General features: G+C 71.0%; 18 protein-coding genes and 1 pseudogene. 8 read left to right on the top strand and 11 right to left on the bottom strand.

What is annotated here, in order from left to right; genetic code table 11:
• Positions 1-102: 102 nt before the first annotated feature.
• Positions 103-1,059 (bottom strand): DUF3048 domain-containing protein, encoded by a 957-nt coding sequence (locus ACFVH0_RS15140; protein WP_385820197.1) that lies wholly within the window; start codon positions 1,057-1,059, stop codon positions 103-105.
• Between the two features lie 1,090 nt (positions 1,060-2,149).
• Here ACFVH0_RS15140 and ACFVH0_RS15135 point away from each other — a divergent pair.
• Positions 2,150-2,590, top strand: a complete 441-nt coding sequence (locus ACFVH0_RS15135; RefSeq protein WP_385820195.1) for a hypothetical protein — start codon at positions 2,150-2,152, stop codon at positions 2,588-2,590.
• Between the two features lie 147 nt (positions 2,591-2,737).
• On the top strand, positions 2,738-4,183 hold the full coding sequence (locus tag ACFVH0_RS15130; RefSeq protein ID WP_385820194.1) for a helix-turn-helix domain-containing protein: 1,446 nt from the start codon (positions 2,738-2,740) through the stop codon (positions 4,181-4,183).
• A gap of 60 nt (positions 4,184-4,243) precedes the next feature.
• On the opposite strand, the gene ACFVH0_RS15125 is transcribed toward ACFVH0_RS15130, so the two are convergent.
• The 5 genes from ACFVH0_RS15125 to ACFVH0_RS15105 all read right to left on the bottom strand — a co-directional run bounded on the left by ACFVH0_RS15125 (position 4,244) and on the right by ACFVH0_RS15105 (position 11,048).
• Complete coding sequence (locus tag ACFVH0_RS15125; protein WP_385820193.1) at positions 4,244-7,744, bottom strand: M28 family peptidase; 3,501 nt, start codon at positions 7,742-7,744, stop codon at positions 4,244-4,246.
• Between the two features lie 227 nt (positions 7,745-7,971).
• Complete coding sequence (locus ACFVH0_RS15120; protein ID WP_385820191.1) at positions 7,972-8,511, bottom strand: hypothetical protein; 540 nt, start codon at positions 8,509-8,511, stop codon at positions 7,972-7,974.
• Positions 8,512-8,686: 175 nt separating this feature from the next.
• Positions 8,687-9,895, bottom strand: coding sequence for a protein kinase (locus ACFVH0_RS15115; RefSeq protein WP_385820190.1), 1,209 nt, complete (start codon positions 9,893-9,895; stop codon positions 8,687-8,689).
• 139 nt (positions 9,896-10,034) lie between these two features.
• Complete coding sequence (locus ACFVH0_RS15110) at positions 10,035-10,394, bottom strand: hypothetical protein (protein WP_385820188.1); 360 nt, start codon at positions 10,392-10,394, stop codon at positions 10,035-10,037.
• A gap of 168 nt (positions 10,395-10,562) precedes the next feature.
• Positions 10,563-11,048, bottom strand: a complete 486-nt coding sequence (locus ACFVH0_RS15105) for an Lrp/AsnC family transcriptional regulator (protein WP_385820186.1) — start codon at positions 11,046-11,048, stop codon at positions 10,563-10,565.
• A gap of 226 nt (positions 11,049-11,274) precedes the next feature.
• Between ACFVH0_RS15105 and ACFVH0_RS15100 the strand changes: the two genes are divergently transcribed.
• The 6 genes and pseudogenes from ACFVH0_RS15100 to ACFVH0_RS15075 all read left to right on the top strand — a co-directional run.
• The gene (locus ACFVH0_RS15100; protein ID WP_385820184.1) at positions 11,275-12,252 is read left to right on the top strand and encodes an alpha/beta hydrolase; all 978 of its coding nucleotides are present in this window, start codon (positions 11,275-11,277) and stop codon (positions 12,250-12,252) included.
• Entirely contained in the window at positions 12,245-13,468 is a 1,224-nt protein-coding gene (locus ACFVH0_RS15095; protein ID WP_385820182.1) for an acyltransferase, read from the top strand. The genes ACFVH0_RS15100 and ACFVH0_RS15095 overlap by 8 nt, the downstream gene beginning before the upstream one ends.
• A gap of 25 nt (positions 13,469-13,493) precedes the next feature.
• On the top strand, positions 13,494-14,825 hold the full coding sequence (locus tag ACFVH0_RS15090) for a sensor histidine kinase (protein WP_385820180.1): 1,332 nt from the start codon (positions 13,494-13,496) through the stop codon (positions 14,823-14,825).
• Entirely contained in the window at positions 14,822-15,493 is a 672-nt protein-coding gene (locus tag ACFVH0_RS15085) for a response regulator (protein ID WP_385820178.1), read from the top strand. Before ACFVH0_RS15090 ends, ACFVH0_RS15085 begins: the two co-directional genes overlap by 4 nt.
• Before the next feature lie 287 nt (positions 15,494-15,780).
• The gene (locus ACFVH0_RS15080) at positions 15,781-16,935 is read left to right on the top strand and encodes a glycosyltransferase family 4 protein (RefSeq protein ID WP_385820176.1); all 1,155 of its coding nucleotides are present in this window, start codon (positions 15,781-15,783) and stop codon (positions 16,933-16,935) included.
• Positions 16,936-17,083: 148 nt separating this feature from the next.
• A pseudogene (locus ACFVH0_RS15075) lies at positions 17,084-17,275 on the top strand (FUSC family protein); the annotation flags it as partial.
• Positions 17,276-17,473: 198 nt separating this feature from the next.
• Here ACFVH0_RS15075 and ACFVH0_RS15070 read toward each other — a convergent pair.
• The 5 genes from ACFVH0_RS15070 to ACFVH0_RS15050 form a co-directional block, all read right to left on the bottom strand.
• Positions 17,474-18,535: a LacI family DNA-binding transcriptional regulator gene (locus ACFVH0_RS15070; RefSeq protein ID WP_385820174.1), complete on the bottom strand. Its 1,062-nt coding sequence runs from the start codon at positions 18,533-18,535 to the stop codon at positions 17,474-17,476.
• Positions 18,536-19,324: 789 nt separating this feature from the next.
• A complete protein-coding gene (locus ACFVH0_RS15065; protein WP_385820171.1) occupies positions 19,325-20,443 on the bottom strand; it encodes a hypothetical protein in 1,119 nt (372 codons plus the stop codon).
• A gap of 325 nt (positions 20,444-20,768) precedes the next feature.
• Positions 20,769-21,935, bottom strand: coding sequence for a hypothetical protein (locus tag ACFVH0_RS15060; protein WP_385820169.1), 1,167 nt, complete (start codon positions 21,933-21,935; stop codon positions 20,769-20,771).
• A 149-nt stretch (positions 21,936-22,084) separates the two neighbouring features.
• Entirely contained in the window at positions 22,085-22,927 is an 843-nt protein-coding gene (locus ACFVH0_RS15055; protein WP_385820167.1) for a TauD/TfdA family dioxygenase, read from the bottom strand.
• A 294-nt stretch (positions 22,928-23,221) separates the two neighbouring features.
• Positions 23,222-24,301, bottom strand: coding sequence for a glycosyltransferase (locus ACFVH0_RS15050; RefSeq protein ID WP_385820165.1), 1,080 nt, complete (start codon positions 24,299-24,301; stop codon positions 23,222-23,224).
• Positions 24,302-24,340 lie beyond the last annotated feature (39 nt).

Here is a 24,340-nt window from a genome sequence, read left to right as displayed (position 1 = left end):
AGGATTGCCGCCGCACCGGATGCGGTTCTCCGCACCCGCCACCCTGCGGTTTTCCGTAACGGTGGCTCCGTGCCGAGGGGCTTGCCGCACCGGCCGGTCGTGTCACTTCGATGCGAAGACGATCCAGACCTGGCCCGGGGCGAAGGTCATCCGCTCGCCGTCCCGGGTGGTGAAGGAGGTCGCCGCACCGGCCGCCGGGCGCGACCACACGACGTCGTACTCCTTGCCGTTGCGCAGCACCACGGCGGAGCCCGAACCCACCGTCTCGGTGTACGGGGACTTACTGCCCCACCGGTCCTGGTACAGCGAGGGGCGCACCTTCACGTACTGCATCACCACGTCGGCCGCGCCGAGCCGGGCCCCGTCCGGCGTACGGGCCGGGGTGCCGTCCATGGAGACGAGCCACTGACTCCGCTCGGCCGACCAGGTGAACGAGAAGCGCGCCGCCGGGTAGCGCACCGTGCGACCGGCTACGGGTTTGCCGCCCGGCACGGCGGCGGCGAAACGCAGCCCGATGTCCTCGGCAGCGCTCACGCCGGTGGGCGTGCGGGAGGCGCGCCCGGGACGCAGATAGAGGTTGTGCGGTGCGGCGCGGTCGTCGGCCCGGAAGTACGCGTCCGGGTCCGTCTCGGGGGTCAGCGGTTCCAGCGGGGCCGCCGCGATGGCCGGGAGGAGCTTGCTCTGCGCGCCGGAGAAGGCGAGCGCCGGCCGGTCGAACTGGCGGAGCAGCTCCAGGTCCGACTCCCGGGCGCTGCGCACCGGGCCGACCACGGACGGCAGCCGGGACGAATAGGCGGCGAGCATACGGCTGAGGCCGGCCTCGACCTGCTCCACATAGACGATGTCCGCCTTGTCGAGCCCGGTCTGGGGGCGGGCGGGTCCGACGTTGTCGATCTTCACGGCGAGGACATGGGCGCGCGATCCGGCAGGCCCGGACGGCTCGGAGCTGCTCGGCGCGGAAGTCGCGCCGCCGTTCCGGCAGCCCGCCAGTGCGGCGACGAGCAGTGCCAGCGCGACCGCTGATGCGGCGCCCGGCCTCCGCGTACCGAATGAGTGCATGACGGCCGCACCTTCCGAGTCGGCCGACGCGACGCTTCCGGCTGTGGCCGCTCGCCGCGACGGTCCCTGCCCGTCATCATCACGCAGGAGGACGCCCCAGGCGTGCCCACCGGACCGGGCGGGCGGTGCTCCGCGACGTGCGGCGAGGTGCCGGGCTCCGCGCTCAGTACGGCAACGGGCGGCCCGACGGGGTCCTCAGGTCGAGGGGCGGCGGGCGGGACGGAATCTGCGGTCGTCGGACGATCCTGATGCGGCCCATTGCCACCACCCCCAGTCGGTTCCCGTCATATGCCCGGCGGGCGACCCGTTCATGCGGCTTCCGCGTGAATCTTCCGGCCATTGCGTTCACCTGGCCGAATTCCCCCATCCCGCTTGTGCCCGACGTGACATGACGGCCCGTCGGTTCAGGTGGTGCGTTGTCGGACTCGGGCAGGATCGGCTCTCCGTGCCGGTCCACGCGGAAGTCCTGGAGTCCTTGCGGCATGTCCGAGACCAGTCCCGCGGCGCGGTGCCGCCGGTCACGGACGGCGAGGAGCCGGATGCCCGGCGGATGTCCGACCACGCTGACGGGTACGCCCACCGGCCCGAAACGCGGATCGTCACAGACCACGGCTCCACCCCGGCCGGCCGCCGCCGGCGCTTGGGCCACCTGGGTGTTTTCGCCCCCGACGACATCGCCGGCGACCAGCCCGCCGCCGGTCACCGCCTCCCGGAGGACTGGGCCTCTCGTCTGGATCATGCCGGGTTCGCGTGCCCCGGTGCCGCACCTCGCCGCGTTGTCCTCGGTGGCCAGGGCTCTTTCCCCGAGCTCTCGGCCCCGCTCGACCGGGGGAGACTCCATCCGGCTCCTTCCTCCGCCTTGCGATGCACGACACCGGATCCGGTTCCTTCCTCCGCCTTGCGATGCACGACACCGGATCCGGTTCCTTCCTCCGCCTTGCGATGCACGACACCGGACCCGGCTCCCTGATCCGCCCTGCGACGCACGACACCGGACCCCACTCCCTGATCCGGCCCGATCCAAACGAAAGACCCAGGCCGGGGGCCGCAGCGACCGGTCGAGCGGGATCAGCGGCTCGCCCACCGGCTCGTGCGGTCGGCCGACGGATGGTGCGACGGCACATGGACGAGCATCGGCAGCACGGCCAGGGCGTCCCGCTCGGCGGGCGGCGCGGTGACCGGCGCCGAGGCCGAGGGGAGCCGTGTCATCCACACCAACCACCCCCTGGCCGGAACGGACATCGATCCGGGCGCGCCGGCGGAGTTGCGGGCCGAGGGGCGCGTCCAGGACTCGGAGGCCCGACTGCGCGTCCTGGAGGGGCAGTTGCCCCGGGACAGGACCGTGCGCGATGCCGGGCCGCTCGCCGACGAATCAGTACCGGTCTGCATGGCCCGGGTTCCCGGCCGGCCGTTGCGTACCTTCGCCGCCGTCTCCTTCCAGCCGTCCCGGTACCCACCGGCAGGACTCCGGCCGGGGCTGCCCGGAACCGCCCGGTGGACCGAACCCGGGTGGTCGGGCGGTCCCTCCTGACCGGCCGTCCGGGCAGGGGAGTCGAGCGGCGGCGCCGTCTTCCCGCCGCCCGGGGGACAGCGCGCCCGCGCGCTCGCTATCCTTCCCGGCTATGAGCCATGAGCATGGCACGGGTGGGGAATCCGGCGGGGCTCCGCGGAGTTCCGGGTGACCGAGGGCATGGGCCCGGCGCCGGATGCCCGCACCGCGGAGGCATGGCGAGTCTTCGGTACCCGCCTGCGCCAGTGGCGCAGGCGTGCCGGGCTCACCCAGGCCCAGGTGGGGGCCCGCGTCGGCTACGACCACACCGCCATCAGCAAGCTGGAGCACGGCACCCGCAGGACCCCGCTGCCGCTGGCCCGCAGGCTGGACGCGCTGATGACGGCGGGCGGCGCCCTGCTCGCCGCCTGCGAGGCGGCCGAGGCCGAAGGAGCGGGCCGCACGGGCGAGGACAGTGTGGGAACACTTCCCGCACCGGCCCCCGCACGGCAGGGCCCGCTGCCCGGGGAGCCCGCGGGCGGCACCCTGCTCGCGATGCTGCCGCCGGACACCGTCCTGCCCAGCGGTCTGCCCAGCTACGGGCTGATGTGCCCGGTGCACGGCCGGGACGGCTGCACCGTCCCTGTGCTCGCCGACGTCATCGCCCTGCACTCCGCCTTCTGTTCGCTCGGCCCGGCCGACGTGTCGCACCCTCCGCTGGACATCGACACGGTGCACGCCCTGACGGCGCTCCTCGCCGTCTGCCTGCGGGCCGACGAGGAACGTGCCTGGCCCGGAGCGACCGCAGTGGTCGAGCGCACCCTGCACGCGATGCTCCGCTGGATGGCGCTGCCCTCGGCGCCGTATCAGCGCCAACTCGCACCCCTGGCGGCCGAGTACGCGCAGTCCGCCGGCTGTCTGCGGCTGCTGTGGGGCCGTAACGCGACGGCGATGGCCTGGCTCGACCGCTCGCTGGTCTGGGCCCAGCTGGCCGGTCATGTCGGCACGGAGGTGGCCGCGCTCAGCGACATGAGCACCCTGGCCCGGCTGGAGGGCGACGGCCCGTCCGCTCTCGCCTACGGAGGCGCGATCCGGCAGGCCGCCGCAGGCCGGTACTGGGCGGGTGCGATGAGCGATCTGTACCTGGCGCGAGGCCACGCGGTACGGGGCGACGCCCGGCAGACCCTGGCCCACATCGACCGTGCCTGGTCGCAGCTGGACCGGGTCGGTGAACAGGACGAGACGGAGGCGCCATGGCTCTCCGTCGCCTCCGTGCGCCTGCGGGTGGAGTCCGGCGCCGCCGGGGCGCTGCGGGACCTGGCAGCGGTGACCGGGGACCGCCGGCTGGCGCTGCGCGCCGTGGACGCGGCCGGCTCCGCGCTCGGTCTGCTCCCGCCGGACATGCACTCGGCGCGGATGCTGTTCCAGGTACGGATGGCGGACGCCCATGCCTGTGCCCAGGACCCGCAGGCGGCGATCGCCATCGCCGGACCGGTCCTGGACACCACCGAGGTCACCGCGTCGACGCTGCTCGGGCAGGAACTGCGGGGACTGCACACCCGGTTGGCGGCCCGGCAGGACAACCGGCCGGAGACCGACGACTTCACCCGCAGGCTGGCGGCCGTCGTCCGCTGACGCGCCGGAGGCGGGACGTGTGTGCACACGCCCCGCCCCGGATGGTGAACTTCCTTGGAATCAGCTTGCGTTCAGCGTCACGTCGTCCACGACGAAGCTGGTCTGCAGATAGGCGTCCTCACTGCTGGTGAATCCGAGGGTGACCGTCTGGCCGGCGAACGCACCGACGTCGAAGGTCTTCTGGGCGTAGGAGCCGGCGGCGTCCACGTTGGAGTACGTCGCGAGTGTCTTGGTCCCCAGCTTCACGGTGAAGGTGTCGTACGCGGTCGGATCGCCCGCCGACTCGTCCGTGTCGGTGCGCAGATAGAACGACAGCTTGTACGTCGAGCAGCCCGACGGAACGGTCAGCGACTGCGAGGCGGTGTCCGAGTGAGTGGATCCCCAGCCCCCGAACCAGGCCGTGTACGCACCCGTGTGGGCCGGCTTCTCCGACGTCCGGTTGTTGATCACTCCGTCCGACTGGGTCCAGGGAGCGACGCCGTCCTCGAAGCCGCCGTTGGCGACGACCTGCCGGGCCTGGCAGGTGCTGCCGCCACCACCGACGACGAGCGAGTACGTGGTGGTGTGGGTGGCCTTGCCGGTGCCGGTCACCGTGATGGTGTACGTGCCCGCCGCGGCCTGGGCCCCGGCGGAGACGGTCATCGTCGAGGAGGAGCCCGACTGCACGGACGCCGGGGCGAACGAGACGGTGACGCCGCTCGGCGCGCCGGAGGCCGTCAGCTGCACGGACTGTGCGGAGCCACCGGTGGTCGCGGTGGACACCGTGGCGGTGACCGAGGCACCCGGCTGGACATTGCCGGAGACCGGCTTCACCGAGACGGAGAAGTCGTCGGCGGGCGCGGTGCTGCCGACCGAGGTCTTCCACACGGTGTACGCGACTCCGTCGGCGCTGCGGTCGAGGGCGGTCGCGTTGATGTTGGCCGTGGTGTCACAGGACGAGTGGTAGCAGGAGTCGTAGGAACGGCCCGCCGTGCCGCCCCACTTGGCGGCCTGCGCCGACGTCTTGGTGTCGCTGGCGCCGGTCGCGTACCCGGAGGTGGGGATGCCGCCCTGCTGGAAGGAGTAGTCGTCGGACCGTCCCTGGCCCTCCACGTTCTCCTCCGGCGAGAGGTTCAGCGAGTCCCAATACTCCTTCATCGGCGCCGAGGCGGCCGAGTTGACGTTGTTGATGAAGTAGCCGCCGTTGGTCGAGGCCACCATGTCGAAGTTGTAGTACGCCTTGATGGCGCTGCGCTGGGCCGAGCTGAGCTGGCCGACGTAGTACTCGGAGCCCTGCAGCCCCTGCTCCTCGCCGTTCCACCAGGCGAAGCGGACGTGCTTCGTCATGGTCGGGTTGCGCTGGGCCAGCGTGAGGGCGTTCTCCAGCAGGGTGGCCGAGCCCGAACCGTTGTCGTTGATGCCGGGGCCGGCCGAAACGCCGTCCAGGTGGGCACCGAACATGATCGTCTGGTCGGACGGGCCGCCCGGCCAGTCGGCGATCAGGTTGTTGCCGCGGTAGGTGCAGCTGGTGCAGGTCTGCTCGCTGACGGTGTAGCCGGCGGCCTGCAGTTTGCTCTTCACATAGGCGAGGGAGGCCGTGTAACCGGCGCTGCCGGCCCGGCGGTTGCCGCCGTTCTGGGTGGCGATGGTGTTCAGCTGCGTCAGGTGCGCCTGTACGTTGGCGACGCTGATGTCCGGTGCGCTGCCGCCCGGATTGCCGCCCCCGTTGTCGACCGTCAGGGTGTACTGCGCGGTGTGGCTCTGGGTGCCGTCACCCTTCACCGTGAAGGTGTACGCGCCGGGCGTGGCGTTCGAGGACGCCGACACGGTCATCGTCGAGGACGCCCCGGCCTGCACCGACGACGGGCTGAAGGCCGCGGTGACACCGCTCGGCAGGCCGCTCGCCGTCAGGGCGACCGACTGCGCGCTCCCGGAGCTGACCGCGGTCCGCACCGCGGCCGTCACCGAACTGCCCGGCTTCACCGAGCCCGACGCCGGGTCCATGGACATCGTGAAGTCGTTGTTGCCACTGGCCGTGCAGGTCGGGTCGCCGCTCTGCGCGGGGACACTGATGGCGTCCCAGGCGGCCTTGGTCCGGTCGAAGAGCACACAGCCGGGGTCGAGGTTCTTCGCGGCGGTCAGTGTTGCCGTGCGGTAGCGCTTGTAGGTCATCCCGCTCGTCTTCAGCAGCATGCCGCCGTAGAAGACCTTGCCGGCGCTCTGGATGCCGACACCGGTGACCGAGGAGCTGTTGCAGGTGGGGCTGGAGGGCTTGCCGCCGCCCGGGTTCGAGCCCTCGGCCAGCAGGTAGAACCAGTGGTTGAGCGGACCGGCCGCCGCGTGCTCCTCGGTGTTGGGTATCGAGGAGCTGTAGCAGTTCGGGTCGCCGATCTGGCCCGGGTTGTACATGATCCGGATCGGCCCGTTGCCGACCAGGTTGATCTTCTCGCCGACGGTGTAGTCCGGGTCGTCGTACGGAGCCGGCTCATTGGTGTACGCCTCGGTCAGGGCGCCCATGATGTCGCCGGTGGCCTCCCCGAGACCGGACTCGTTGTTGGCGCCGCCGGGTGTGTACTGGTCGATGCCGTGGCCGAACTCATGGCCCACCACATCGATCGCGCCGATCCACTGATTGGCGTTGTTGTGGCCGATGGAGACCGATGAGCCGTCCCAGTAGGCGTTGACGTCGTTCAGCCCGACCTCGACCGGCCAGCTGCCGCCGTTGCCGTTGTGTCCGTTGCGGCCCAGCCAGTCCTTCAGCATGTTCCACTCGTGCTGCGCCGCCCACATGACGTCGACGCAGCCGGTCTCCTTGCTGGAGGCGTTGCCGGTGCCCCAGGAGTCGCTCGACTTGGTGAAGACACTGCCCGTGCTGTAGTCGGCACAGCTCAGACCGGGCCGGTTGGGGTCGCGCAGCGAGTAGCTGCCGCCCGAGGCGGTGGTGTCGATGGCCAGCGGTGACGGGCCGTTCCACTGGCTGTTGCCGGTGCCCGCCTTGACGTCGTCGTAGCTGTCGATCACCTTGCCGGTGCCCGCGTCGACGAAGACATGCAGCCGGCTGGGGGCCTCGGCGGTGCGCCCGGTGAGCACCGTCTCCCACGCCAGCCGGGAGGACTTGTCCGTGGCACGGACCACGAGCCGGCGCGATTCCACCCGCTTCACCGTGCGGAGCTTCTTGCGGGCGGTGGTCTCGGCCGCCTTCGCGGAAACGGTGGGCACGGTCGCCACGTTGATCCGCCGGGACACCGCGGACTGGGTGCCGCGGACCCGGCCCTCGGAGTCGGCCACCACGACGGCGTCCCCGCCGACGACCGGCAGTCCGCGGTAGGTGCGCTGGTACGCGACGGAGTACATGCCCTTGACCCACGGGGTCACCATCTGGCGCTCGTACCGCTCCTCGGGCCCCTTCGCCAGGGTGTCGAGACCACTGGCGACCGCCCGGTCGGCCGCGGACACGGCGGCCGAGAGCGCGGAGGGGGCGGGCGGGGACGGTTCGGCGGACGCCGACTGCCCGCCGGTGACGACCAGCATTGCGGCGAGGACGGCCAGGGTCGTCCCGGCCGTCAACGGTCTGAGTTTCATCGAGGCTCCTTGACTCGGGGGGCCTCGATCACGGGCAGCCGCGTACGATGACGCACTTGCCCCGGCCGTCGTCGGCCGTCCGCGCCCGTGGTGTCCGTGATCGAGCGACCGAACACTCACATGTCGTCATGGACTCGTCAATGAACTGCGAAGGTTTCCGGGGGACTTGGCAAGTTTGGTCAAGCCGCGCTGGTGGGATCGCACAACACCGGTGATGGGCGGGGCGGTCACTCCAGCCCGGAGGCCGTGAACACCGCTCGCGCGTGTCTGCGGTCGATACGGTCGGCCAGCTGCCGCAGCGCCGTCACCCCGCACCGCAGCGTCCCGCGCTGCACGCAGCCGCGCACGTCCTCGTCCAGCCGGTGCCACAGCGCCGGGTTCGCGAGGAACACCTCCGGGTCGACCTCGACCCGGTTGCCGTCGGAATCCCGGAGCACCAGCCGCTGGGCGATTCCGTCCGACCAACGCGCCGACACCAGCCGGTCGGTGCGCACCGAGCGCTCGTACAGCAGTCCCCGAGACGAGAGCCATCCGGCACCCGCGCGGACCCGTGGCGGCACCAGGACCGCGCACAACAGGGCGGAGAGCCCCGCCCACAACAGGGCACGCGGCCAGGTGAGATGACGGGCCGCCGCATCGACGGCCAGCAGCAGCCCGAGGAGTGCGACGGCGCAGTGGACCGCGAAGCGCAGATCCGCGGCCCAGCCGTGGTCATGGGCGGTCATGCCGGGAGGAGACGGCCACCGCAGGCCGATGTGGCGTTGCATGGCAGCGACGCTAGACAGCCGACCGGCCCGCAGGCCCCGCGTTGACGAACCGCTGATGCGGAGCTGCGGGGTCCTGACGCTTGCTTGACGCGGGGTCAGGCCGAGCGGAACTGCCGTCGGCCCGGCCCGGCGGAATCGGGTCGAGGAGAACCCGCGTCCGCCCGGCCCGGCGGCGTCAGTCCTCCTCGTCCTCCTCGTCCCCGGCCGGCGGCAGCGGTGCCGACGCGGGACCGGAGGGTTCGGGGCCGGTGGAGGCGGTGGAGCCGGTGTCCGGGGTGTCGGCCGGGGCGGAGTCCGGGGAGAACAGGGTCATCCCCAGGTACACGGCCGCGATGAAGGCGACCGTACCGGCGATGGCGCTCGCCACCCTGGGACGGCGCCGGATCGCCTCCCGGGCGCCGGTGCGCCGCCGGACGGGCACGGTCCGCTCCGCCGGGCGCCGTCTGCGGCCACCGGACTGCGGCAGCCGGTACGTCGCCGGGCCCGGACTCTGCTCGGCGGAGCCGTACGCGGGGGCGGGCGCCGGAGTGCGGGGCAGACCCGTGCCGGCCGGGGCGGGTCCGTGCGGAACGCCGGGTGCCGCAGGGTGAGGAGTGGGCGCGTACATCGGCAGCGGCTCCGGCTGCCCCCGCCAGGCATCGCTCTGGAACCACTCGGCGACCTGCTGGGCGTTCGGCCGGTCCTCGGGCTGCTTCGCGAGCAGCCCCAGCAAATAGGAGTCGAAGGCCGGGGACAGGTCGACGCCCCGCTGACGGAGCGGCACCGGAGCTGTGTCGACATGTTGATAGAGCGTGGCGGTCGCCGTGTCCGAGCGGAACGGTGGATCGCCCAGCAGGAGTTGGTAGATCACGCAGCCGAGGGAGTACATGTCGGACGCCGCACCGGCCGTACGGCCGAGCGCGCGCTCCGGGGCGAGATAGAGGCTGGTGCCGACGATCTGCCCCGTGGTGGTCAGCGCGGCGGAGGGGTCGTCGACGAACTGGGCGATACCGAAGTCGCCGATCTTGACCGACCCTTCGGCGTCCAGCATCAGGTTCCCGGGCTTGATGTCGCGGTGCACGACGCCCTGGCGGTGGGCGGCGGCCAGCCCCGCCGCCGCCTGACCGGCGATCCGGGCGACCTGTCCTGCCCCCAGCCGCTCCTCGGCGGCGAGCAGATCGCCCAGGCTTCTGCCCTCGACGAGCTCCATCACGAGGTAGAAGCGGTCCTCCCAGGCCCCGAAGTCGAACACCGCCACCAGATGGGGGTGGCTCAGCCGGGCCGCGGTCTGCGCCTCCAGCCGGAACCGGGCGGTGGCCGACTCGTCCGCGTGGTCGCCGAGCAGCAACTTCACGGCGACCGCTCTGCCGAGGACTTCGTCCGAGGCACGCCACACCTCACCCATGCCGCCACGGCCGATGGGGGAAACCAACCGGTACCGACCAGCTACCAGCACTGTGCACCAATCTCGAATTGTGGGCCGCTTCTGCTGCCACGGCGGCGACCCGACGGGGTCGGGGCGAGGTGGGGGGCGCGCGGCAAGATCAGGATATCGGGCCGCCGGACCTCGCGGTCCCGTGGAGCGGTTCTGTCCGCTCAGGGCGGTCGAATGGCCGGATATCCGGCGCCGCGGAGCGGTCTTCACACCAGGTGTCGGCGAACGGGCGGCGACCGCCGGGCGCGTTGTCCGGCGCCCAGCCGTCCGGCGCGGAGAGGATCCAGGCACGAGAGTCCGCCGGGTCGATCACCGCGTCGATCTCCAGAGCCGCCGCGGCGTTGACCGCCTTGCCGTGTTCGTACAGCTCTGCGACCCGCTCCCGGAAGACCCGTTCGCGCTCCCCGGGGTCCATGATCGCCGCGAGTTCCTTGCGGTGGGCGAGCTGTACGGCGCCCTCCAGGCCCATCCCGCCCGGTTCACCGCTCGGCCAGGCAGCGGTGGCCGGCGGGGCGCGGGTGGAACCGCCCCGATGGCGGCCACCGGCAAGATCAGGAAGCCGGATCCCGCCGGGCGGGCGCGGGACGGGATCGTGACGCCGTGAACGGCCGGCCGTACGCGGCCCCCGTCGCGCCGATCAGATCCGGCCGCCGGCCGCCGTACGGCCGACCGATTCGACCAGCGGCAGCAGCCGGTGCGGCACCCGTTCCCGCAGCGCCACCTCGGTACGCGTCCTGACCACTCCGGGCAACTGGATCAGCCGTTGGATCACATCCTCCAGGTGCCCGTTGTCCCGGGCCACCACCCGGGCCAGCAGATCCCCGCCGCCGGTCGTCGAGAACGCCTCGACGATCTCCGGCACCGCGGCGAGCGCCTCGCCCACCTCGTCGAGATGCCCCTGGGTGACTTCGAGATGGACGAAGGCCAGCACCGGGTGCCCCAGGGCGGCGGGGGACAGGACCGGTCCGGTGCCGGTGATCACACCGTCCCGCTCCAGCCGGTCGAGCCGGGCCTGGAGGGTGCCCCGGGCGATGGAGAGGATGCGCGCGTACTCACGGACGCTGGTACGCGGCTGCTCGATGAGCAACCGGAGGATACGGGTGTCGAGGGCGTCCACCGCCATGGTCCACCGGCCTCCTTCTGGTACGACGATCCGGGCTGCGACTGTACCAACGGCACAGCAGCCCCCGTCGCGGAGAGCCACCCCGCCCCGGCCCACGTGTCATACCTGTAGTCCCTGAGAGCTACGGAACAGGTTCACACCCCGGTTGGACGCCGACTACGGGGCGCTGTTCATAGCTTCTGTACCTGAGCACCACAGCCACCAGGTACGGGAGGAACAACCCGCCATGCAGTCCCATCCGCGCAGATCCCGGCTGCGCCGCGGCCTGCTCGCCGCACTGGTGGCCGCCTCGGTGGCCGTCCCCGTCTCGGGCGCCGCGGTCCCGGCGGCCGTTCCGGCACCCGCCCCGGCCGCCCACGTCCCGCTGCGCACCGCCACGCCCGATGCCCTGGCCGAGCGGTACGCCGAGACCCGGGCCGACATCGGCGCGGCCGAGCGGGCGGCGGCCGGCCACGGCGACCACAAGCGGGCCGCCGCGCTGCACGAGCTGGCCGACCCCGGCCGCCGCTTCCTCACCTTCGACGGCCGGGACGGCGGCCGTTCCGCCGAGGTCGTCGGCGATCTGTCCCACGCGGAACGCATCGCCGTGCTGGTCCCCGGCGCCGGCATCGACATCGACCACTACTGGCGGCTGCGCAACGGCGCCCGCGCCCTGCGCAAGGAGCTGGGCGGGCGCTCGGCGGTGGTCGCCTGGCTCGGATACCGCACGCCGACGACGGTGAGCCCGGCCTCGCTGACCTCGACCCGGGCCATCGAGGCAGCCCCCGAACTGGCGCGATTCATCGGGGAGCTGACACGTCTGAGGCCCGCCGCCCGGACCACCCTGCTCTGCCACTCCTACGGCTCCGTCGTCTGCGCGCGGGCCGCGCACGGTCTGCGCGTCTCCGACATCGTCCTGTACGGCAGCCCGGGCACCGGCTACCGGAACGCCGCCGCCCTGCACACCCCGGCCACCGTCTGGGCGGGCCGCGGCAGCGGCGACTGGATCGCCGGCGTACCTCACATCGAACTCCGCCTGCCCTTCGCCGGCATCGGGTTCGGCACGGACCCGGTCTCGCCCGCGTTCGGCGCCGAACCCTTCGAGGCGGGATCCGGCGGTCACAGCGACTACCTGAAGACCGGTTCCGAACCGCTGAGGAACATGGCCCGGATCGTGGCCGGGGCGGCCGGATCCGCAGAGCCCACGGGAGAGCGCCATGGGTGACTTCGCCCGGCGGATCGAATCCGCCACCCCCGCCGACCGCGACCGGGCCGTCGACGCACTGCGCGCCATCGCCATCCTCGGCGTCGTCCTCGGCCACTGGCTGGTCACCGCACTCGTCGTCGACAGCGGCACCGTGCACGGGGCGAGCCCGCTCCGGTACCTGCCCGGACTCACACCGGTGTCCTGGCTGCTCCAGACCCTCGCGCTCTTCTTCCTGGTCGGCGGACTCGTCGGCGCGAAGAGCCACGCCTGCGCCCGCGCCAGGGGCGAGAGTTACGGCCGGTGGCTCCGTGCCCGGATGAGCCGGCTGCTGCGCCCGCTGGCCGTGGTGCCCGTCGTGTGGGCCGTGGCGGCCTGCGTGATGCTCGCCTCCGGCGTGGATCAGGACACCGTGCGCGCACTGTGCAAACTGGTGTGGTCCCCGCTCTGGTTCCTCGTGGTCTTCGCGGCGCTGACGGCGGCGACCCCGCTGGTGGCGAAGCTCCATCCGCTGTGGCCGTTGGCCGTCGTAGTGGTCGTCGACCTCTACCGGTTCGGCCTGGACGCGCCCGGCGGATTAGCCTCGGTCAATGTGGCGGCCGGCTGGCTGGTGCCGTACTGCCTGGGTGCGGCCTGGTCCCGGGGCGAACTGCAGAGCCGCCGGACCGGCTGGACACTGCTGCTCGGCGGCGCCGCGGCCACCGTCGCACTCATCCTGTGGGCCGGGTACCCCGCGGCCATGGTCGGCGTCCCCGGCGTGGCCGTCTCCAACCTCGACCCGCCGACCCTCGCCGTGGTCACCTTCGGTCTCGCGCAGTGCGGGGCGGCGCTGCTGCTGATCGGCCCGCTGCGCCGGGCACTGCGACGCCCCGCGCTCTGGGCGGTGGTGGCGACGGTGAACCTCTCGGCGATGACGGTGTTCCTGTGGCACCAGACGGCGATGATCGCGGCCACCGCGACCGGACTGTGGGTGGGCGGGTCGCTGCCGGGTCTGCACACCATGCCCGACGAACCCGGCTGGGTGCTGGCCCGGCTGGCCTGGCTGCCGGCGTTCGCGGTGGCGCTGCTGATCTGCTGGCTGGCCTTCCGCGGCCACGAACAGCGGCGGCCGCGAAGGAAGAGCCTGGTCGTCCGCGAGGGACGCACCACCCGGCCGGTGGCGCCGCGGTACGACCAGAGCCCGTCCTGGGGCCTCCGGTCCGGACGCGTCCGGCATGATCCGAATGAAAGGCCCTAAGGTGCGAGCTGTGAACCCGGGGGACATGACGAGACGTTCGGCGCAGGCACTGCGGGCATGGCCCGGCATCCTGCGCAAGGACCTCCTGACACTGGCGGCCGATCCGAACGGGCAGGTGGGGCGGCCGCGCTGGCTGGAATGGCGGCCGGTGATCATGGTGCCGCTGGTGATGCTCGCGGTGGCGGTGCTCATCGTCGGCACCAACCAGTACGCCTTCGACTTCGGGATGGGCATCCAGCTCGGCATCCTGTTCGCCGGGATCCAGTCGGTGGCGTTCGTCGTCGCGCTGTACCGGCCGGTGCCGGCCTGGTGGGCGTCGATGATCGGGATGGTGATGGTCACCCCGTTCGCCGCGAACGCCGGTCAGAGGGCGTTCCCGTGGAGTGGGGCGTACCCCTGGAGCGGGGCCGGGATCGCGATGCAGGCCGGAGTGCTGTTCCTGCTCGCGCTACGGGTGCGTCCCCGGATCGCCGCCGAGACCCTGACGATCACCTTGCTGCTGGGGCTCGCCTGCGGAGCGAGCACGCCGTGGCGCAGCGCCCACGACATCCGCCTCGCGATCGCCGCCCTCGTTCTCACCGTGGTGGTGGGCGGTGCCCTGCGCGGCCTCGTGGTGGTCCGTACGAAGCTGGTCGTACAGGAGGAACTCACCGCAGAGGAGCGTTCCAGACGCACCCTGCTGGAGGAACGCAACCGCATCGCCCGCGAGTTGCACGATGTGGTCGCCCACCACATGTCGGTCATCTCCATCCAGGCGCAGGTCGTCCCGCACCTGGTCGAGAACCCGTCCGACGAACTGCGGGAGAACGTCGAGGGCATCCGCCGCAACGCGGTCGATGCGCTCACCGAACTGCGCCGGGTGCTCGGCGTACTGCGCTCCGAGGACCCCCTGCCCCAGGCCGCGCGGCACGCCCCCCAGCCCACGCTGGACAGGCTGGACGAACTGATCGGCAACGCACGCGGCGCCGGCGTCGAGGTCACCGCCGAGACCACCGGGGAGTCGCGCCCACTGTCGCCGGGCGTCGAGCTGTCCGCGTTCCGCATCGTGCAGGAGGCGCTCAGCAACGCGATGCGGCACGCACCGGGGGCCCGGGTGCGGGTGGAGATCCGCCACCGGGTGGCCGGGGTCACGGTACGGGTCACCAACACCGCGCCGGACCGCCCCGCCCCGCCCACCACGGGCGCTGGCCACGGCCTGCTCGGCATGCGCGAGCGCGCCGCGATGCTGGGCGGCGAACTCGCCACCGGCCCGACCCCCGGCGGCGGCTACGAAGTCACTGCGATACTGCCCGCACCACCCACCGCGGAGCCCGCCGGTTCCGCCGCTCCCGCCGACCCTGCCGAGGACACCCGATGACGGCCATCCGCGTACTGATCGCCGACGACCAGATGATGGTCCGGCAGGGCTTCACGGTGCTGCTGAACGCCGAACCGGGCATCGAGGTCGTCGGCCAGGCGGTGGACGGTGCCGACGCCGTGGAGAAGGTGGCCGAACTCGCCCCGGACGTCGTCCTCATGGACATCCGCATGCCCCGGCTCGGCGGAATCGAGGCGACACGCGTCATCACCGGGGCCGACGGTGCCACCGTGAAGGTTCTCGTCCTGACCACCTTCGATCTCGACGAGTACGTCTACGAGGCGTTGCGCGCGGGCGCGTCCGGGTTCCTCCTGAAGGACGCCTCTGCCGACGAACTCGCCCATGCGGTACGAGTGGTGGCGGAGGGCGAGGCCCTGCTCGCGCCGAACATCACCAAGCGGCTGATCGCCGAGTTCGCCCGGGTCAGCGCCGGCCCACGAGCCCCGCTCAAGGACCGTACCGGCGAGCTGACGGAACGTGAGACCGAGGTCCTGGCCCTGATCGCACAGGGCCTGTCCAACACCGAGATCGCCGTGCGTCTCGTGGTCGCCGAACAGACCGTGAAGACCCATGTGGGCAGGATCCTGGCCAAGTTGGGTCTGCGCGACCGGACCCAGGCAGCGGTCCACGCCTACGAAACGGGCCTGGTGCGTCCCTCCGGCTACTGAGCCGGCCCCACAACACACCCCGCACCGCGCGACCAGCACAACACAACCGGCACAACAAGACCCGCCGGCACAACGCAGCGCACACAACACGGCGCCCGCGCACGTCGATCGCTCCGGCATGCCCGAATGACGGCAGGAGCGCCACAGCCCAGGGGCGTACGACCCGGGACCACCGAGCGGCCGAGGGCCGCCCGGCGAGTCGTCGCGCCCCGCGACCCACGGCGATGAGCCGCCCTCCGCACACGGTCCGACCGATTCCGTCCACGACCGAAGGAACCGAAGAGTCCATGGGCTCCACCCTTGTCATCACCAACGACTTCCCGCCACGCCAGGGCGGCATCGAGACCTTCGTGCACGCGATGGCCACCCGGGTGCCGGACGACGACGTTGTCGTCTACACCTCGCACGAGCCCGGCGACACCGCCTACGACGTGGGCCTGCCGTTCCCCGTCGTACGGGATGCCGCCCGCACACTGCTGCCGACCGGCCGGGTCACCCGCAGGGCCGTCGAGATCGCCGGGGCCCACGGCTGCGACCGGGTCTGGTTCGGCGCCGCCGCCCCGCTGGCCCTGATGGCACCGGCCCTGCGGCGCAGCGGCGTACGGCGCATCGTGGCGACCACCCACGGCCACGAGATCTGGTGGGCCAGAACCCCCGGTGCGCGCGGGCTGATGCGCCGGATAGGCGATGGCGTCGACGTGGTCACGTATCTGGGCCAGTACACCCGCGCCCGGATCGAGCCCGCGCTCGGCCCGCGCGCCCGTATGAGCCGGCTGGTTCCCGGGGTCGACGCCGAGGTGTACCGGCCGCGCGTCGACGACGGCCCCGACCCCCTCACCGAACTCGCCCTGCACGGCAAGCGCGTCATCCTCTGCGTGGCCAGGCTCGTCCCCCGCAAGGGCCAGGACACCCTCATCCGGGCCCTGCCGCTGATCCGCAGCAAGGTGCCCGACGCCGAGCTGGTGGTGGTCGGCCGGGGGCCCGACGAGGCCCGGCTGCGCAGACTCGCGGCGCGGCACGGTCAGGGAGCGGTCCACTTCGCGGGCGGCGTCTCGCACACCGACACCCCGCCCTACTACGCCGCGGCGGACGTCTTCGCGATGCCGTGCCGTACCCGGAGGGCCGGTCTGGAGGCGGAGGGGCTCGGGATCGTGTTCCTGGAGGCGGCGGCGAGCGGTCTGCCGGTGGTCGTCGGCGACTCGGGCGGCGCCCCGGACACCGTCCTCGACGGCAGGACCGGCCGGGTCGTGGACGGCACCGACCCCGCGGCCGTCGCCGAGGCGCTGACCGGGATACTCCTGGACCCCGACCGGGCGGCGATGGGCGCCGCGGGCCGCGAGTGGGTCCGGGAGTCCTGGTCCTGGGACGCTTCGGCCCGCCGTCTGACAGACCTGCTGACCCCGGCCGATGAGGTCACGGCGGTGCGGCCGGGCGAGGAGTAGCGATCGGCGCGGGGGCGGTGCGGTCACCGGCCGGGGTTTCGGTACCCCGCCGGTCCGTTGGCTTACTGATGGCGCACCGCCCCGGCAGTGAATGTGCCAATGGCCCAGTGGACCTGCCCGGCTTGAGTCAGGGGCCGCGAAGCGTTTGGTGCTGAAGAGGATGTTCGTCGCCCCGGACCCGGGCCGGCTGAGGCTGCGCAGCAGTGTCCGCGCCGTCCTCGGCATCGGACTCGCCGTCGCGGTGTGCGGTCTGGCCGGCCACTCCCTCGTCGCGCTGCTGGCCCTGTTCACGGTGCTGGACAGCGCGGTGCGGGGGCAGGCGATCACCACTGCCCTGCTATAGGTCGCCGTTTTCCCCGTGCTTGCCTCTCGCGCTCGCACGCGCCCCGGCATCCGGCGATCCAGGCGTCCTTGTTCTGGATCCGGAACCGCCCGTACGGGGTCTCGTAGCTCTCCGCGGTGGTTCGGCTACGTGCGCCTCAATGGTGGGAGGCATTTCCCGGACACCGGGCTGCAGCGCAGTCCCTCGCTTGTCGGGTCATTCGGAGCCGCGTCTGTCGGGCTCGCAGCCGCAGCTTGCCCGGCGGACGACCTTGACCGGCAACAGCCGTGCCACAGCGGCCCGCTTCCGGTCCTTGAGCCGTGCGATGAGCAGCTCCACAGCTTCCTTGCCAAGACGCGCCATGGGCTGCCGTACGGTTGTCAATGTGGGCTGTACCAGTCGGCTCAGCGCGATCCCGTCGAAGCCGGTCACGGCCATCTCTTCCGGTGCACGGATGCCGCGCGATGCCAGGGCGCGTAAGGCACCCACTGCCATCTGATCGTTTGCCAGGACCACTCCCTGAGGTCGCTCGCCCCGTCCGTCCAGGATCTTCATGACAGCCCGGTGCCCGGCGGCCTGGGTGAGGTCGCCCCGAATGTGCGGTTGTTCGGGGAGTGGTAAGCCGGCTTCATGGTGGGCGGCCAGGAATCCCTGGAAGCGGGCTTCACAGTCGGGAGAGTCCGACGGGCCACCGACGAAGGTGAGCCGGCGAAGGCCGTGATCGACGATGAGATGCCGAGTCAGCTCCAACTGGCCTTTGGAATTCGCCACTTGGACGTGATCGTGAGCATCATCCCGTCGGCCGGCGAGCATCACGATGGGTAATCGACGCGACACCACCTCCAGTGTCTCGGGCGAGACCGTTTTCGAGAGCACGGCCATCCCGTCCACCCGTCCGGCAGCCTCAGCCAGTTGTTCGCCGGCATGGCGATCGCGCGAGTTGGTGAGCAACAGTGCGTAGCCGTGACGTCCCGCCGCACGCTGCATGCCGCGGATGACCTCGTCGGAGTACAACATCAGTTCGGTGTCATCGGCCTGCGCCGCGTTGGCCGCCCCGGCGTCGTGGAAGTCGGGGAAACAGAGGCCGAGCACGCCAGTGGTGCGGTTGGCGAGCCCACGTGCGGTTCCGCTCGGCACATAGCCCAACTCATCCACCGCTGCCTGCACTCGGTCGCGGGTCTCGGGTCGCACCGCCCCCGGGGTCCGGTAGAAGCGCGACACTGTCGCGATGGAGACGCCCGCCCGTGCGGCGACGTCGTACACCGTGGGGGTGCTCATACTGATGCTCAGCCTCTCCTGCCAATTGGTGGCGCGTGGTTGTGGGGATGCGCTGCCCGGTGTCGCGGCGTTCCGGTGCCCGGGTTCCTCTTCCACTGAAAGCGCATTCAGCCTAGGCGTGCGCCCCTGCGGTGGGCAAGGAGCTGCCTTTCCCCCTGACCGGCCCGTCGATGCCAGGGCGCGGCAGCGGCGGTGGAGGGCGGTTGGAGAGTCACACATCGATTCGACGGGGCAAGCGCGTGGCCGGCCTCGTTGTGGATGCCTTCGCCTTCGGCGCCTACGTGCACGGGGAGGCGTCCGAATCGCGGTGTCGTCGGACCTGATCAGGGTCCGACGGTGCGGCGAGAACATGCTGAATTTTGATCAACAGCTTTGGGAGAGAAGGCGACCGTGCGCCCGCCGGTCTGCGGTGCCCCCATGTTTTCCGACCCCCGGGGAGGGCTGGTTCCCAAGCCTGGCCGATGCCGGGAGGATGACCCAGGCAGCTGCGAGATCCGTCGCCGGATCGTTTTCGAGACCGTCAGCGGTTCGATCCCCAGCCGTTGATATACACCTCACCGGCCTCGCAGCTCCCTGTGCCCGGTGCGGCGCCTCGAAGGTGTTTCCTCCAGACGCGGGACGACAAGGCCGTCGTCCCGAAGTGCTTCCGCGACCGGCGATGCGTCACCTTCCTGCGCGTACTGTGCGGCATGACGCGGATGGCCGGGGAGTTCGGCGCCCGACCAGCGGGACCGTGCCCCCGGTCGGTTCATTCGGCGCCGTACCGGACGCCGGCCGGGGCGTTCCCTTTCATGATGCCCTTTCCCGTAGCAGTTCCCCCAGCCGGCGAACAACCGCCTCCTCGCCGTCCGCAGTGAGCCCGCGGGGGTCAACCTCGAGCTGGCCCAGATGCATCTTGAAGTCGCGAAGGTAGACGGACGGCGTACCGTCGGCCATCTCCTTCGCGAGGGTGGTGGCGTTCCGTCCGGCCGTCATCGGATCGATGGTCAGCAACACCCGGTAGATGCTTCTCCCGGATTCGTCCTGGATCACGCGGGTGGAAAGGCCGGGCATCTTGTCCAGCCGATCCGAGAGCCGCGTCATCCTGACTCGCTGGGCCTGGGCCCTCTCGTCCGCCGTGACGGACGTGTATTCACGGATGGCCTGGAGCAGCCCCAGCAGGTTCTCCTTGCCGACCTTCATGGGCCGGGCAATGCCGTGGTACTGCTCACGGCAGGCTGCGATCAGGTCCGCGCGCCCGCACACGAAACCAGAAGTCGGGGCGCCCAGCGCCTTGGGACCGCTGTAGATCACCAGGTCGGCTCCCGACGTCGGCCAGCGGCGCAGGTCCTCCTCGCCCGCGGCGTCAACGATGACGGGGACGTTGTGCTCCCGGCCGACAGCGATCATCTCGTCGAGCGACACCCCTTTTCGGTGGACCGCGTGCGTGTGAGATGTGACGTATACCAGCGCCGCTGTCCGTTCCGTGATGGCGCCGGCGATGTGACTCACCTGTGTTTCATTGACGGCGCCCACCTCGACGGCCTTTCCGCCGCCGAGTGCGATCATCTGGGTGATCGGTGCCCCCCCGTAGCTGATGGAATGGCCCTTCTGCAGCACGATCTCATTGGGCAGCCCACCGGCATCAGGCAGGCGCTGGATGCTCAGGGCATCGCTGCCCGCAATGCACGCGGCAACGGAAATGGCCATCCCGGCGGCTGCGCCCGTGACGGGGCACGCGCCTTCGGTCCCTGTCACCTCGGCCATGAAGTCGCCGGCGGCCTGCCAGAGTTCATCCATGTTGACGTGGTACTTCGCGGCATTGCTCATCGCCGCGACCACGCCCTCGCTGAGGGTGCACCCACCGAGCGGGGTCGAGTTGGCCTGCGCGGTCACGACGGGTCGAATCCCGATGTCCCGGTACTCCATGATCTCACTCCATTGGCTAGCGGTCTGTTGGATATGAACCGGTAGATGGGCGGTGCTCGCTGCACAGTCCCGCACTCAGCGGTCCCGCACACGCGATGCGGCTCACCCTGCACGTACCTCGGTGGCCAGCCGGTCCATGAAGCCGCTCAAGGTGACTTCGTAGAGGCGCTCCACGTGCCGGCCCCGGTGGATGAGCGCGTGGCGTTGGTTGCGGAGCATCGCAGGGCAGGATGATGTCCGCATACCTGATGTGTTCGGATGTTCCGGCAACGTGGCGAGGTGTCATAGCTGTAGTCGAGCGCCTGCCGGGGAATGCGGGACGGCCCTAGCCAAGATCCGTGAAGTAGTGCGGGGCCCCGCAGACTTCAAGGACACGCCGACCGCCCTTGCCGTCCTGATGGAGACCGTCCCGCGCGTTCCTGAACTCGTCGACGAGAGCGGTGAAGGCCTCCGGACCGCCGCCGATGAAGGACAGCTCGCTCACTCCCAGCCGGAGCACGGGCCCTGGCACCCCGGGCAGGTCGACCTGGACGTTGACCCGGATCCCGAGGTCGTACAGCGCCTGCGAGAAGCCGTCGGTGTCTGCCGCTGAGCCGATCCGTACCCACACCTGGTGGGTGCTGGTGGCAGGCCCGTCGTCGTCGGCAACGACATTGAAGCCAGCCTCCCTGAGGAGGGAGCCGAACAGCCGGGCATTGGCGAGCACCTGTGCCGCGTAGTCGGCGCCGAAGTGGCAGAACTCGGCCGCGGCGAAGCCCAGGGCGAGGGTCTCCGCGAAATGGTGGCTGCTGAGCATCCTGAACTGCGCGTCCCGTAGGCGGTTCCGCAGCTCGGCGTCCCGGGTGACCAGGACGCCCTTGTGCGGCCCGGGGAAGGTCTTGTGGGTCGAGCCGCCCGTGCTGTCCGCGCCCTCGTCGAGAGGGTTGGCCATCGCCCCGCCGAGGACCAGGCCCAAGGTATGGCTGCAGTCCACGTGCAGCAGAGTGCTGGGGGAGTGCTCCTCGATGAGGCGGACGACGCCACGCACATCCAGCTCATGCAGGCTGTTCTGCAGGTCGAGGTAGACGAGTCGCGGCTGCTCCTCGCGCAGGACGCGCCCCAGCCGTTCCGGATCGACGACGCCCCGGGTGACCGGCACGGTACGCGAGGAGAACCCGAGCCGCGCGGCCACGTCAGACGTGGCGTAGTGCCCTCCGGACGAGGCTTCGATGGACACCACCGTCGCGCCGGGCGGGCCTGCGAGGCCGGCCATGGCGATCATCATGGCCGACATCCCGGATATGGGCCGCACGTTGACGTGAGGGGCTCGGGCCAGGTGGGCGAGGCTGTTGAGGGCCAGATCCGTTTCCAGCTCAGCGGCCTCCTGGCCGCCGCGGAACTGCCAGAAGGCAGGGTCGAGCCGGTCGTTGAAGAAGTACCGATTGTAGAAGTCGCTGCGGAGAGGAAGTTGCGCGAGCGGCGACATCCGGTTCTCGCTGGGTACAAGGTTCACGGCATCGACGGCGGACCTCTCGTGCCGGCGGAACCGCGTGAGGGCCTGCCGGATGCGCGTGATGCCGCTCGCCTCGGCAGTGGGCGCCGTGCCGTGTCGGTGCGTTGTTTCCACTGTCTCTCCTTCGTCGGGAATCGGGGCCGACGCGATCAGCGGGGGCCAGGCAGGCCGGTCGCCGTGGGGGCCTTCGTGTAGAGAGCCCTGACGAGGTGCCGGCGTGTGTCCGGGGTGTCCTCATACGGTTGGCGGCCGTGCGAGAGCCGGTCGTTGCGGAAGACGAGAGCCTCGTCCGCCGCCAGACGCACCGACAGCCGGTACCGCGGCTCTTCGGATGCCGCGCGGAGGAACTCCAGCGCCCGGTGGAGCCCGCCGGGCGGCCCGGCGGAGAAGGCCCATTCACAGGTCTCGTTGTCCGTGTAGCGGGTAATGAGGTCACCGTTCGGCTCGGTGCGGAAGACGGGGCCCGTGGCGCTCGCATCGACGCCCGGTATGGTGGCCCGGCGCCTGAGGGCGACGGGTGAGAGAAGTGCCTTCGCTGCCGCCGGGTCAGTCCTGCGGAGTGCGGCGAACGCGGCGGGCGAATTGAAGAGCAGCGTCTCGCCGCCTCGATGGGCGGCCCGGACACAGAAGAGAACGGTGGTCTTGATGACACCGATGGCGTCGAGAAGACCGTCAACGTGCCAGCCCTGCCCCGCGGTCGTACTGAAGCCCGGATGCCGGTCCTCGGCATCGCTGCGGATGTCACTGTAGGAGGCGGAGTACTCGCGTGCCGACGCGTTCTGATAGAGGGCGGGAACGTACGGGTCGCCCAGGTGCAGTGCGGTGGCCAGGGTTTTGAGCGCTACGTCGGCCTCTCCGGATCCCCCCATCGCGACGAGGGCGAATCCCCGCTCACGAAGTGCTCTCACGATGCGGTCCGGCGCCTCCTCAGCCGCGAAGTCCACGCGCTGCGCGCACTGCGCGTCCCTGAAGTCAGCCAGCAACTGACGCATGATCCACACCCTTCTCCTGGCAGCGGACGAGTTCCGGCCCCGGCCAGGACTTCGTCGGAGAGCCGAGCTGTGGGCTTGTTCTGGTCGGGACGGACAGCTTCGGGATGCAGTGCGTGAGATGCCACGACGGACGGCGGGATCTGCCGCTTGCAGCTGGAACTGCTGCCCGCCTCGTGCTCCGGGGCGTCCGCCTCCACCGCTCGGGGGCGAACCTCGGGGCCGGCGGGCGGCGACGGCAGGACTCGGCGATCCGAGTGGTCCTGCTGCTGCCGCAGTCCCTGTCGATCCGGACACTCACAGGATTTCCGCTCCCCTCAGAGGCTCCGTCAGCAGTTCGGCGCATTGCGCCAGTGCGGGCAGCGTCTGCATACGCCGAGCGAACTCCCTGGCGGCCGTTCTGATCGTTGTGGAGTGCACGGTGGTGAGGAGGCTCTCGGCGAGGTTTGCCGACGAGCAGTCCTCCCATCGCAGCGCTGTGCCGAATCCGCAGGACAGGGCTCGTTCGGCATTGAAGAACTGGTCGCTGTGGAACGGGGTGAGGTGGAGGGGGATGCCCCGGCTCAAGGCCGCGGTCATGGTGGCGAATCCGCCGTGCCCCACGACGAGATCGGCCCCGTCCATGAGCGGTTCGAGTGGGACGAACCCCAGGATGGTGGCGTACGAGAACCTGGAAGCCAGTTGGCCCGCGATTTCGTCCGGAGCGGCCACAACGACCTCGGCGCCAGAGCCACGCAAGCCGCTGAGCGCGACACTCAGAAAGTCGAGATGGGGAACCGTCGCCGTGGTCCCCATGGTGATCAGGATGCGTGGGACGTGACCGGCGCGCTCGGCCGGGACGGCCGGTTTGCGTGGGGCGGGCGGGCGGAAGAACCGCGCGTTCGGGATGAGCCGGGCGTTCGTGCCGTAGAAGTCGGGATGCATCAAGGACACCCCCATGAGGGGCACTTGGCAGGCGCCGTCGAGGTCCTCCGTCAGCCCCAGCGCGGTACGCAGGGGGGCCATGAGGGCCCCCTCCCGCGTGAGCTGCCGCTCCAGAGCGGTGGTGGAGTCCGTCAGCATCGTGGCATGGCGGACTCCGGCGGACTCCGCGGCCAGCAAGGCACCGCGCTCCGCGAAGTCACGCACGATCAGGTCCGGTTGGAACTCCCCGATGATGCGCGCGGTGTCCCGGTAACTGACCCAGGCCATCCTCCGGTTCTGTTCGCCCCACCATTGCTCCCGGGCAGGGCCGCGCGTCGGCGGGTCCACCGGAAAGGACTCCGCCCCCTTGGAGTAGCGAGGCACACCAGGTGGAAAGATCTCCTGCGGCAAAGCGTCACTCACGGCCAGTGCCGTGTGATGGCCTGCTCTGCGGAATTCTTTCAACAGCGCCACGAGCGGCATCACATGTCCGATTCCAGGTGCTCCGGCGAA

The organism is Streptomyces sp. NPDC127117, from assembly GCF_042677325.1.
Lineage (GTDB): Bacteria > Actinomycetota > Actinomycetes > Streptomycetales > Streptomycetaceae > Streptomyces.
The sequence above is the reverse complement of the archived record's forward strand: the minus strand, read 5'-3'. Positions and strand labels throughout refer to the sequence as shown.